At 52.2% G+C, this 11,912-nt stretch carries 9 protein-coding genes; 4 read left to right on the forward strand and 5 right to left on the reverse strand.

Features of this window, described 5'->3' with window-relative positions; translation table 11 throughout:
• Nucleotides 1-1,015: 1,015 nt before the first annotated feature.
• On the forward strand, nucleotides 1,016-1,219 hold the full coding sequence (locus tag Pla144_RS23910) for a hypothetical protein (protein WP_146453232.1): 204 nt from the start codon (nucleotides 1,016-1,018) through the stop codon (nucleotides 1,217-1,219).
• Between the two features lie 614 nt (nucleotides 1,220-1,833).
• Complete coding sequence (gene nfi / locus Pla144_RS23915) at nucleotides 1,834-2,520, forward strand: deoxyribonuclease V (protein WP_197530982.1); 687 nt, start codon at nucleotides 1,834-1,836, stop codon at nucleotides 2,518-2,520.
• Here nfi and Pla144_RS23920 read toward each other — a convergent pair.
• Nucleotides 2,475-3,065 (reverse strand): CPBP family intramembrane glutamic endopeptidase, encoded by a 591-nt coding sequence (locus tag Pla144_RS23920; protein WP_146453234.1) that lies wholly within the window; start codon nucleotides 3,063-3,065, stop codon nucleotides 2,475-2,477. The genes nfi and Pla144_RS23920 overlap by 46 nt on opposite strands.
• Before the next feature lie 330 nt (nucleotides 3,066-3,395).
• Here Pla144_RS23920 and ppdK point away from each other — a divergent pair, with 330 nt between their 5' ends.
• Nucleotides 3,396-6,059 (forward strand): pyruvate, phosphate dikinase, encoded by a 2,664-nt coding sequence (gene ppdK / locus Pla144_RS23925; RefSeq protein ID WP_146453235.1) that lies wholly within the window; start codon nucleotides 3,396-3,398, stop codon nucleotides 6,057-6,059.
• 65 nt (nucleotides 6,060-6,124) lie between these two features.
• On the opposite strand, the gene Pla144_RS23930 is transcribed toward ppdK, so the two are convergent.
• The 3 genes from Pla144_RS23930 to Pla144_RS23940 form a co-directional block, all read right to left on the reverse strand.
• The gene (locus Pla144_RS23930; protein WP_146453236.1) at nucleotides 6,125-6,571 is read right to left on the reverse strand and encodes a hemerythrin domain-containing protein; all 447 of its coding nucleotides are present in this window, start codon (nucleotides 6,569-6,571) and stop codon (nucleotides 6,125-6,127) included.
• 279 nt (nucleotides 6,572-6,850) lie between these two features.
• A complete protein-coding gene (locus tag Pla144_RS23935) occupies nucleotides 6,851-8,800 on the reverse strand; it encodes a RecQ family ATP-dependent DNA helicase (protein ID WP_197530983.1) in 1,950 nt (649 codons plus the stop codon).
• A gap of 241 nt (nucleotides 8,801-9,041) precedes the next feature.
• A complete protein-coding gene (locus Pla144_RS23940; RefSeq protein ID WP_146453237.1) occupies nucleotides 9,042-10,082 on the reverse strand; it encodes a zinc-dependent alcohol dehydrogenase family protein in 1,041 nt (346 codons plus the stop codon).
• A 327-nt stretch (nucleotides 10,083-10,409) separates the two neighbouring features.
• On the opposite strand from Pla144_RS23940, the gene Pla144_RS23945 reads away from it, so the two are divergent.
• Complete coding sequence (locus Pla144_RS23945) at nucleotides 10,410-11,075, forward strand: N-acetylmuramoyl-L-alanine amidase (RefSeq protein WP_197530984.1); 666 nt, start codon at nucleotides 10,410-10,412, stop codon at nucleotides 11,073-11,075.
• A gap of 42 nt (nucleotides 11,076-11,117) precedes the next feature.
• On the opposite strand, the gene Pla144_RS23950 is transcribed toward Pla144_RS23945, so the two are convergent.
• Complete coding sequence (locus Pla144_RS23950) at nucleotides 11,118-11,699, reverse strand: hypothetical protein (RefSeq protein ID WP_146453239.1); 582 nt, start codon at nucleotides 11,697-11,699, stop codon at nucleotides 11,118-11,120.
• Nucleotides 11,700-11,912: the final 213 nt, after the last annotated feature.

Genomic DNA, 11,912 nt, shown 5'->3' on the forward strand with positions numbered 1-11,912 from the left:
GAATCTGGAGAAGATAAGGGCTAAAGCCCGTATCTTCCCAAATTCAAAGAACTGCACATCTGTGCGCTGCAAATTTCAGTTGCCAAATCACCCCGCCAAGCGCCGCACTTTTCGAACGCTATTCACACCGCAACCATCTCAACTCACATCTCTGCGACTGAGCACCCTCGCAAGAGCCCAATTTCCACTCCTCAAAGGACCCCATTTTGAAGAATATTGTTTTACAAAACCACCATAATCCGCAGACAATGGCAACGACGCAAGTCGTGCAGTGCCAGAGAGTTGAAGCAATTCGGGAGGGCCCAATGAGAGGGAGTTTTGTTTTGTAAAAAAAGTTTTTGAAGTAAATTGGGCCAATCAGGGGACCACCAACTCTGGAGTTGCAAGTCCCCATCTGTTCTCATTGGCTGGAACGAGTAACACGCTTTTCCGGCGTGCTTGGTCGACAGCGAAGAGTCGAGGGTCTAGAGCCAGACGACGGGCTCTCGACTCTTGACTCTCAGCTATGGGCTAATCTGCCCGACGCTACGCACGGCTTGTTCACGACCTACAAACCTACAACGTCCCCTGTCCCCCTCAATTGCTCGGCGCTCTCCGTGTCCTCTGTGCTACTAACGATTCAATTCTTCCCAGCGTGCGTAAATTAATTGAACAGGAGATAACCGAGAGAACGGAGGGAAAGAAAAAGATAGAAATTGGAACACTAATCTCCTCTAATCTGCGCTAATCAGATTAGTGAAGATCAGCGAAGATTAGTGTTCCTCTCAATTAGTTCCCCTTTTCACTGTTACCTTCGTTTTCTCCAGTTCCATGTTTTTGGTCGCGCGGGGGTAAATTCCTTCCCAGATTTTCTTATAGAAACTGTGCCACCCGATTGGCTAAGGTGGGAGTTAGAAATTAGGCGTAGTCGTTACTCTTAAAAATTGGCTCTTCAGATTCTATAGTGGCTACTTTTGGAGCAAGACAGGCCTTTAGAACCTAGCACTGGTTGAATTAGTCCCAACGGGACGGCGCTATGAAAGCCCTGGGCAAGGCACAACGAGCTCTAGCGAGTTGGGCCGCCGCCCAGGGTTTGATTCGTATCCTCTTCCTCGGCCGAGCAGATGGCGAGGGGTGCTGGAAATCCATTGCCGAGGCCGAAATTCGCACGGTTTATTTCGTCCTCGGCACCGTACCGACGGGACACACAGCGTCTCGCTCGGACGAAGAAATTTTTTGATAACATACCCTGGACGGCGCGAAGGATCGTGAACCTCACCTTCACTTGCCCAGGGCTTTCATAGCGCCGCTCCTTCGGAGCTTTTTATCTCCAACATGCATGGGTCAAGCACATTCGACCTCACTATTGCAATTCACTCACTAAAGTTCTGGAAGAACTTAAGCCACAGATCGTGAAGAGAAAAAATGCACAGAGAAGAAAAGTGAACCAGGTAAAATCTAGAAGAATCAACCTGTAATCCATACTCCGAATCCCGATGAACTTTTTTTGAACAGGAGCTAACAGAGAAGGCTAAGCGTGAGAGCTCCGTTAGCTCGGTTGCCTCCTGTTCTAACAATGTGGAAAGGGTAACCTTTGCGAGCATGAGTCAAATAACAGAATATTGGAGAAGTATGTGATGGCCACAAGAAACACAAAAGTCCATAAAATGGGAGGTGGGTACAGACTTGGCTACCATTTTTTTTCGTGCCTTCTCGTGCTTTTCGTGGCTATCGCAAACCCCAAATAATTATCCCAACCGCGATTTTATATTTAGAAATACGTGGCCAACATGACCAGGTTGACCAACATGGCCAAGTTGGAAGCAATTCCTGAAGAGACAATGAAGAATTGAAATGAGCCTTCGTTCCCTTCACTCCTGGAACGTCACTCCCACCGAAGCTCGGGAAATTCAGGAGCGATTTCGCAACCGAGTTCGCCAGAAAAACGCCGCCAGTCTGCGCCGAATTCGCCATGTCGCCGGCGTCGACGTCAGTCTGAAAGCTGCTCAGGTAACCGCAGCAATCGTTGTGTTAGACTATCCGACACTCGAACTCGTCGACGTCGCTACCCAGCGCCAAAAGGTGTCTTTTCCCTATGTGCCAGGGTTGCTCACCTTCCGCGAGTGCCCCGCGATCCTCGCAGCCTACGAGAAACTGCAGATCGAACCCGATCTGATGCTCGTCGACGGGCAAGGAATCGCCCATCCCCGTCGGTTCGGGCTAGCGGCACATCTGGGAGTATTGCTCGGCAAACCAACGATCGGCTGCGCAAAGTCGCGACTGATCGGCACGCACGACGAACCACATGAACAAGCTGGCTGCTACACGGATCTCTTTGATGGCAACGAACTCATTGGAGCGGTCTTGCGCACGCGTGCCAACGTAAAACCACTCTACATCTCAGTAGGACACAACATCGAACTGCCGACGGCTCTCGATTTCGTACTGGATTGCTGCCAAGGCTATCGACTTCCCGAGCCAACCCGTTTGGCTCATCAGTCGGCGGGTGGACTGTTGCGATCCTCGCGCGCTCGATACTGAACATAAACCAACGCGACAAAATCGTAGAAGGCATGGGCGACCATCGGGGCGACCAGATCATCGTAGGCCAACATCAACCAGCCGAAATAGATACCGATAACAGTAGCGGCCAAAAAGTAAGTCGTACTCATCGCGTGAGCCAAACCGAAAAGTAATGCAGCTATGACAATCCCAAACCAGGGATTCGTCCAAGAGATCAAGAGCGGTTGCAGTGCCCCGCGAAAGAGAATTTCTTCTCCGACTCCGGCTGCTAAACTCACCAGCAAGAACTCAGGCCAGCCACATCCTGCAAAGATGATCCTCACCACCTGTTCTACATCGCGCCGCAGTTTCACCAGTGGTTGCCATTCAACTTCGTACGCAGCAAACAGCAGCACGATCATCGGCAAGCTGGCAATCAAACCGCGCAATACTGCATCAAGAGAAAGGGACAGTCGCTGCTGGAGCGAAATCGATCCCAGCCAGGCTACCAAGACTCCGAGAAACCCCAAACCTGTCTCAAAGAGCATCGCAGTGGCTACGGTTTGGGCTTTGGTACTGGCCATGGATTCAACTATTCTCTTGAGGGTGTCGCCCGGTTTCTTCGCGTTTTCACCTGAAAAAAGAACCCTTAGGGCACTTAGAACACATCCATCTCCTTGACGATCCTGGCAAGCCTAACTAGATTAACTGGTTCGATTTTCTCACCAAGTCTAGCCCGACTGGTCCCCTGGCGGCCGCTGGCGTGGGTCGCTCAAGTTCAGAAGCTGCTACTCGGGTAGCTTTTGATTCTCGCGTGGGCCATCTTACGACTCTAGCGGGAAGAAATCAGCGAATCAATCGTCGTGCAGGAAACCTCCTGCAGGTAAAGCATAAATTGTAAGGACAAACCAAGCATGGCAAAAAACTCGACCAAGATGATCTATTACTTCGGCAAAACCAAGACCGAAGGCAACGGCAAGCAAAAGACCCTCCTCGGAGGCAAAGGAGCCAATCTGGCGGAAATGACCAGCATCGGACTCCCCGTTCCTCCTGGCTTCACTATCACTACCGAGGTCTGCGATCTCTACTACAAGAGTGGCAGCAAACTCCCTCCCGGCCTGATGGACGAGGTGAAGCACAATGTCGGGACCTTGGAAAAGGAACTCGGCAAGAAATTTGGCGACACGAAGATGCCGCTGCTGGTCTCTGTGAGGTCTGGTGCCGCGTCATCGATGCCGGGCATGATGAACACGATCTTGAATCTGGGACTGAACGACGAAGCGGTCGTCGGTTTGGCAAATGCCACCGGCGAAAAACGTTTTGCCTACGATGCCTATCGCCGCTTGATCAACATGTACGGCGACGTCGTTTGCGGCGTCGATCACGAACACTTTGAAGAAGTTTTCGACAAGATCAAGAAACGCTACAAGGCTGCCACAGACAATGATGTGCCGTTGGAAGGCATGGTCAAGCTTTGTGAAGAGTACAAGAATGTTTTCAAAAAGCATTTCGGGAAACCTTTTCCCCAAGATCCCATCAAGCAACTTGAACTGGCTATCGAAGCCGTTTTCAAGAGCTGGATGCAGCCCCGAGCCGTCAAGTATCGCCAAGTAGAAAATATTACGGGACTCCTGGGCACTGCCGTCAACGTGCAATCGATGGTGTTTGGCAACATGGGCGACGAGTCGGGTACCGGTGTGGCGTTCACACGGAATCCCTCGACCGGCGAAAACAAGTTCTACGGTGAATTCCTCATCAATGCCCAAGGCGAAGACGTCGTTGCGGGTATTCGTACTCCTGAGCCTGTTGAGAAAATGGCCAAGTGGGACAAGAAAGCCTACGACCAACTCATGAAGATCAAGGATCAACTCGAGAAGCACTACCGCGACGTGCAAGACATCGAGTTTACGATCGAGAACAAAACGCTTTACATGTTGCAGACTCGCAATGGCAAACGCACCGGTGCTGCCGCCGTGAAGATCGCCTGCGATATGGTCAAAGAAAAATTGATCACCGAAAAGGAAGCCGTAATGCGGATTCCTGCCGGCGACTTGACGCAACTCTTGCTCCCTAGTTTCACCCCTGCTGCCAAGCAGGCCGCCAAGAAAGAAGGCCGTCTATTGACTGTCGGCCTCCCTGCTTCCCCGGGTGCCGCATTCGGCAAGCCCGCCTTCACCGCTGCAGAAGCGGTTGATCGCACCCTCGAAGGGGAGCAAGTCTTGCTTGTTCGTAAAGAAACCAATCCCGAAGACATCGACGGCATGCACTCCGCTGCAGGTATTCTGACGAGTACGGGTGGTATGACGAGCCATGCGGCCGTAGTCGCTCGTGGATGGGGACGCTGTTGTGTTGCCGGTGCAGGCGAAATCACCATCGACGAGAAGGCTCGCAAGATCAAAGTCGGAAACAAGGTCTTCACCCACAAGGATGTTATTTCAATTGATGGCTCGACCGGCGAAGTGATGGAAGGCGAAATCGCCACCCAATCGCCAAAACTTTCGGGCGACTTCTCCAAGGTGATGGAGTGGGCCGACAAATATCGCACCATGAAGGTCCGTACCAATGCCGATACCCCGGCTGACGCAAAACGGGCTCGCGATTTCGGAGCCCAAGGCATTGGCCTCTGTCGGACCGAGCACATGTTCTTCGAAGGGGATCGCATCATGGCGATGCGTGAAATGATCCTCGCCGACAACGAAGAGGATCGCAAGAAAGCACTCAAAAAGCTGTTGCCTGTGCAACGAAAAGATTTCATTGGCATCTTCACGGCCATGAAGGGTTTACCAGTCACGATACGCCTGCTCGATCCGCCGCTTCATGAATTTCTGCCTCATGACGACAAGAGCCAAGCTGAAATGGCCTCACGACTCAACGTCAAACGGGCTGACGTCAAGAACCGCGTCACCGCCTTGCACGAACAAAACCCAATGCTTGGTCACCGGGGTTGTCGATTGGCAGTTACTTATCCCGAGATTCTCGACATGCAGGTCACCGCCATCACCGAGGCTGTGATTGCCTGCAAACAGAAGAAGATTGATGCCCAAGCTGAAATCATGATACCCCTGGTTGGAACCGCAACTGAACTCCAGCTGCTTGGCGATCGAACTCGCAAGGTGATTGAAGATGTCAAGGCCGACAAGAAGTACAAAGGCAAGTTAGACATCCTCATTGGTACCATGATCGAGATTCCCCGAGCTGCCCTCACGGCCGACGAAATCAGCCCCGCGGCCGATTTCTTCAGCTTCGGCACGAATGACTTGACCCAGATGACGTTTGGCTACAGCCGTGACGACATTAATACTTTCTTGCCTGATTACTTGAGCGAAGAAATCCTACCACGCGATCCATTCCAATCACTCGACACGAGCGGTGTCGGCCAACTTGTGGAGATGGGCGTGACCAAAGGCCGTTCAGTAAAGAAGGACCTTAAGTGTGGCATCTGTGGTGAACACGGTGGCGATCCCGACTCAATCCATTTCTGCCACACGGTAGGTCTGGACTATGTGTCGTGCAGTCCTTTCCGTGTTCCCATCGCCCGCCTTGCCGCTGCCCAAGCGGCCCTGGCAAACAGCAAATAGTAATTGCTTTCTAGAATTCGACGTAAGGGCCGACAGGCGATTCGTCTGCCGGCCCTTCTTGTTTCTCAATCTTTAGAACCGATATCGAGATTGTAAGCTTCTTGCAGCAGTTTCTTCTCAGCAGCCTCATGCTCCTCAAACTGTTTCAGAAACTCTATGTATTGACAAGCCAAAGTAGGGGTCTGCTTGTGCTCAGCAAATGCGACTCTTGCCTTTGCAATCATGTCGTCAACTTCTCGCAGCAATTCGTGATGCTCAGCTTGGAGTCGAGCAATTTCACTACTGAGCCGAGGCGCACGTTTGCTTAGACTGCTAAAGTAGTCTTCCGACTCTTCAAACTCAAAATGCGTTTGCAAGTGCGATGCTAGTGAATTCAGCAGGGAAACCAGACTTCGATTGGCCAACTCCTGCGAAGCAAATCGGCTTTCTAAGGCATCGAGTAAAGAATGCAACATCACATATTGCTGCTTTGCTGTGCTTTTCGAGCAGATCCACGAATTGGTAATCGTCATGGCTGAACTCACTCAAACGGGCAAAGCGAGACAAGAACACTCCATTGAGCATCTGAGACCATTGCTGCAAACGAGATGCCAGTCAGATTAATTTGACAAAACACTGCCAAGAATCAGCGGTTTTCGCATTATCATTGGGCGTTAGCGCTGCACTAAACCGCGCAGCCTTGTGCGACTCCGGTATGAAGTGTGCGAATCTGCCCACTCGCTAATCGAGTTTGAGCGAGAGCTCAGTGGGGTATTTCTTACCCACGTCGCAAGACGCAAAAGGCTACGAATTTATGCAACATCTTCCGCCAGCTCAAGAACTTCAGCAAACGGCACACTCACCAAACGTCCGAAGTCCCGGTGGCCGCGGAGTTTGGCACGAGAGGATGCAGGGGATGTAATGCCGCACAGAAATCGGGCAAGCTGACGTGGGTGTTTCAATGCCGGGCTGCGCTCTGACAGAAGCTGTTTAGCAGCAGCGCGGTCTGCGGTAGAGATTGCTGCTCCCGTGGAAAGAGGCAACACCTGCTGAGGCGCTCCCTGGCATCGACCGCAGTGTCCGCACTTGCCATGTTCTTCCCCAAAATACTCAAGTAGATTATCCGTATAGCAGCCAGGGCTTTCTACCAGAGATATCACCCGTCGCAAGCGATCGATATCCTGCTCTTCGCGCATCTCAAACTTTTCCTGTATCGAATGGACCAAACCCTCTAGGTCAGCAACACGTTTGAGTACTTTGTAGCCAAATCGCACTCCGGCAGTTTGCAGTACGATGTCTCCGCGTTGGTCCAGATAGTCGAGCGCAGCGACGATTCGCTCTCGGGGCTGCACAAGTCGCTCACTCGCTGCGGCGACGTCAATCGTCAGCCACGTCCTACCTTTCCTGGCCAACTGGAGCACACTGCGGAGAAATTGTGCCCGTTCGTCATCGAATTGCTGCAAGACTTCAAGCGAAGGTCGTTGCGGTTGGAATTTGTACTCGGTGTATTTTGGCCCGGTCGACTGCAGAATCCCTTCCAATTCGAGATACGTAAGCAGAGTCTTCACAACCAAATCGCGCACATCGTAGCGCCCTGACAGTTCGTACACCGAGACTTCGATCTCCTCTCCTCCAGAGAGTAGTTCCTTCGTCAAGTCACGCACTGCCAATTCGGTTGGAGTATCGCCGTAGGAAAAATTCTCCAGCGTCACCAAGTCATTGCGACAGGCAAGCATTTCGCACACAGCTGGCTTACCATCGCGGCCTGCGCGACCGATCTCTTGTTGGTAGCTTTCGAGGCTCTTCGGCAAATTGAAGTGATAGACCCCGCGTATGTTCGCCTTATCGATTCCCATCCCAAAGGCGATCGTTGCCACGACGATCATATCGTCGGCAGCCATAAAGGCCTCCTGTACTTCGGTCCGCTCTTCTGGCTTCATACCGGCGTGATAGGCCTGAGCGGAAAATCCTTTGTCTTCCAGAAACTCCGCTAACTGCTCTGCTGACCGCTGGAGGGTAACATATACGATGGCCGGTCCTCTCGGCCGCGACGAGAGTTTCTTGGCCAGCAAACGACGTCGCTCACTATCGTCGCAGGCTGTCACGTGGATTTCCAAGTTTGCACGATAGAACCCCGTATGCACGACATGCTCCGGTTCGACACTGAACGCCTCAGCGATGTCGGCAACTACCTCAGGCGTGGCCGTAGCTGTCAGGGCAAGGACACGCTCGACCTTTAGCCGCTTGGCAAGCTCTGCAATACGGAGATAGTCGGGACGAAAATTATGCCCCCAGGCACTGATGCAATGCGCCTCGTCCACTGCCAGAAGGGCGATTTTCTGCTGGGCGAGAAGTTGCAAGAATCGCTCATTGGCCAATCGCTCCGGCGACACGTACAGCAACCGCGTGTGACCACTGCGGAGATCATTGTAGACTTGCACCGCTTCAGCCCGATCCAACGTTGAATCCAGGCGCGCCGCGGGTACGTTCTTCTCCCGCAGAAAATCCAATTGATCCTTCATCAGTGCAATCAGCGGAGAAATCACCACAGTCAGCCCATCCAACATCAAAGCGGGCAATTGATAACACAGACTCTTGCCACTTCCCGTGGGGAAAATCGCCACCGACGAACTCCCGGCAAGCAACTGGCGAATCGCCTGCTCCTGCCCAGGGCGATATTCGTCGAAACCAAACACTTCCTTGAGAACCTGATTTGCACGATCCGTCATAGCGGTTTTCCGTTCAAGAGTTGCGGCAGACATGGCATAACTCCTCGCTAGAATAGGTTTTTGAGCAAACTTCCGAACATGAACACCTGTTCACTTCAACTTAAGTTATCGTCGTTCCGAGGCGTTGCAAGCACATTCTGAAAAAATCTGCCAAAAATTCGTTAGCCGCGACTCGGCAGTCGAGTCCTGCTCGACCAAGCGGAGCGTGTTTTCTACGCCCCAAAGCTCCAGTCACTTGGTTTCCCAGCGCCCTTTCTCGCTGAGGAGATTCGCTTTAAGGCTCAAAAAGAGTCACACCGCAGCCCATATATTCCCCCATCGCCGCGAGTTCCTGGGGTACTGTCTCCAGTGGCAAAACCCGATCAACAAGTCGTTCTGGTGCCAACTTGCCTGACTCGATTAGCTTAAATAACTCCGGATAGGCATGTGCCTGCATGCCATGGCTACCGACGACTTCCAGTTCCCAGGCGATGAGTCGACTCATCGGAGCGACCGGCAACGTCGCCTCTTCTGTCAACAAGCCTACTTGCACATGCCGTCCTCGCTTGCGGAGCGAGAGGATCGAATTCGCAAAAGTTGCGTTGCTCCCCAAGGCATCCAGGGACACATCTGCTCCTCGACCAGTCAGTCCATGTATCGCCGCGGGAATGTCTCCGAAGTCACTGGCATTGAGAATCGCCTCGGCACCCAATTGTTGCGCCAATTGGAGTGGCTCGGAGCGAACATCGACGGCAATCACGCGGGCACCGAGCGCCGCGCCAATCATCACCGACGACAGGCCGACTCCGCCGCAGCCGTGGACAGCCATCCACATTCCCTCTCTCACAGCACCTTGGATAGCAACCGCTCGGTAAGCGGTTGCCATGCGGCAACCTAGGCTTGCAGCTGCCGCGCTTGTTATGTTGCCAGGCAGGGGTACTAGGTTGCCTTCCGCATATCGCACTGCAACATATTCGGCGAACGAACCCCAAGCCGTGAACCCTGGTTGGAATTGGTGATCACACACTTGTTGATTTCCACTCGCGCATTCATGGCACGTACCGCAACCTGCGACAAACGGCATCGTCACACGCTGACCAATCAGGTTGTGACGGACATCCTTACCTACTGCCACCACTTCTCCAGCAAATTCGTGGCCAGGAATGTGAGGAAACGAGCGGATATCGGGATCACGCCCTTGCCAGCCATGCCAGTCGCTGCGACACAATCCAGTCGCTTCAACACGAATCACTGCCCCATCGGGTTTCGGTGTCGGATCTGGAACAGTTTGCAAGAAAGGTTGCTCGCCACAGCGGTGATACAGCACGGCTTGCATAATAGCTATTTTCCCTCGAAAGCAAGCCTTGTCGTCTATTGGAGAAGTGGTCACTTGCTCTCGCGAGAAGCCTTGTTTAGTATGTTTTTAAGATTTCGTAAGTTACAATCACTAAATTCGTGTTTTCTCCGAGTTACTGCTAACGCTCAAGACGCCATATATCCAGTCACGCGCTTTGTTCTGAACGAAGCGAGTGCTAGATTTGTGGCGTCTTTTTTTTCGAGAAGGGCTAATAGATTTATGAAGCAAAAAAGCGTCCATGAATGCTACCTGACTATACTCCGCGTACTCCTTCTTCCTGTCGCCACTTTGTCCAGCATTATCCTTTTGCAATCTAGTACAAGTGCTCAGTGTGGTCGAGGTGCTTGCATCTCATTCGAGCCAGGACCTACCACGATTGCTAAGCCTCCAACCACTTGGATACCAAGCCCCAACTTTGGTACGCGAGATAGTTCCCCCGTCGTCGACAGTGTCGTAATCCACACCACCGAAGTGGATCTTGCAGGTCCGCTGAATATCTTTCAAACCGCTTCCAGTCAGGTAAGTGCCCATTTTGTTATCGCCCCCAACGGAACCATCTATGAAATGGTCGAACCCTCGAAGCGGGCTTGGCATGCGACTTATTACAACAGCCGTTCCATTGGAATTGAGATGGTAGGGTTTGCAGGCTTTCGATCCACGTGGAACGAAAGAAACCTAAGTTCGTTAGAAAACCTACTGGCCTGGATACTCCAGGCCTATCCCCAAATCCCGCTTATCCATCCCGTGGGTGATGCCTATGACTTTCCCAGCAATCAACTCAATGTAGCAGGGATTGTTGCGCATGCGCAGGTACAACCATGGAATCGGAGTGATCCAGGACAATACTTCCCGTGGAATCAAACCCTTGATGCTGTGGGAAAACAACTCGCAGTGCCTGAGCCACGCAGTTTGGCACTATGCGGGATGCTCACCTTTTTCGTCAGGTCTCCCCTAGCTAGGCGGCGCACTTAGAAATAGATTGCACATAGAACATGCATTGAGACGCGCCGAAATCTAGCGACAAACTACCCAACCTGCAACCATCGGCTCATACTTCCCGTCAACAATCTGCCATAGATTGCCAAAAACATTCACAACTCCCAACCGTCGTTTCCCGTGCCATTCCCAGCGCTCGCTGGTGAGCAGATCAAATACTCTAGCCGACGTGGTATAGCTCAAGAGTTTCCATTGGCCCGCTGCATCTAGTTGCACGGCGGCAGATCGTCCCAAACCTTCCAAGTCTTGTTTCAATCTGGGGACTCGTTCCTCAAGGATTTTCATTTGGGCTTCCTCGGAGAGGCGTAAGTCGAATCGGCTGGTGGGCACAATCGTTCCCTCGCCGAAAGCATACTCAAACGAGCGGTCTTCTTTCGCAAATCCCCACACGCGGCGATTTAGAATCTGTGAATAGTAATTGTAAGTGAACCCTGGCTTGATCTCGTTGGCAGGAACCAGGATCAAATCATTACGATCCGTTCTTGGATCGAGCCGGTAGACTCCTTGATGGTCATCGGCAGGAATCTCCTCCTGAGCTACCAGCGTCGAGCAGAAGAGACAAACAATCAACAAAGCTAGGACAGTGGTAAACAGACGCATGGATAGGCCTCTGAGGGGGCTAGTTAAAGCATATTGGCGAGATTATCTCCTACTCCAGTATAGCTCCCAAAGAGCAGCGATTCGCAGGTTTTTGGCGTTTTTCGTTGCTAGCTAGCCTCTAAATGCCGAGGGTTCTGCCCTCCAGGTCCGCTGGGCAATCTGCTAAGCTTCGCCGCTATTTTTGCCCAATTCCAACCCTCTTCGGAGTGGTGA

It is taken from the genome of Bythopirellula polymerisocia (assembly GCF_007860015.1).
GTDB lineage: Bacteria > Planctomycetota > Planctomycetia > Pirellulales > Lacipirellulaceae > Bythopirellula > Bythopirellula polymerisocia.

Coding starts and splice junctions, on each gene's coding strand:
- Pla144_RS23910 (WP_146453232.1), top strand. CDS start 1,016: ATGAAAGCCCTGGGCAAGGCACAACGAGCTCTAGCGAGTTGGGCCGCC.
- nfi (WP_197530982.1), top strand. CDS start 1,834: ATGAGCCTTCGTTCCCTTCACTCCTGGAACGTCACTCCCACCGAAGCT.
- Pla144_RS23920 (WP_146453234.1), bottom strand. CDS start 3,065: ATGGCCAGTACCAAAGCCCAAACCGTAGCCACTGCGATGCTCTTTGAG.
- ppdK (WP_146453235.1), top strand. CDS start 3,396: ATGGCAAAAAACTCGACCAAGATGATCTATTACTTCGGCAAAACCAAG.
- Pla144_RS23930 (WP_146453236.1), bottom strand. CDS start 6,571: ATGACGATTACCAATTCGTGGATCTGCTCGAAAAGCACAGCAAAGCAG.
- Pla144_RS23935 (WP_197530983.1), bottom strand. CDS start 8,800: ATGTCTGCCGCAACTCTTGAACGGAAAACCGCTATGACGGATCGTGCA.
- Pla144_RS23940 (WP_146453237.1), bottom strand. CDS start 10,082: ATGCAAGCCGTGCTGTATCACCGCTGTGGCGAGCAACCTTTCTTGCAA.
- Pla144_RS23950 (WP_146453239.1), bottom strand. CDS start 11,699: ATGCGTCTGTTTACCACTGTCCTAGCTTTGTTGATTGTTTGTCTCTTC.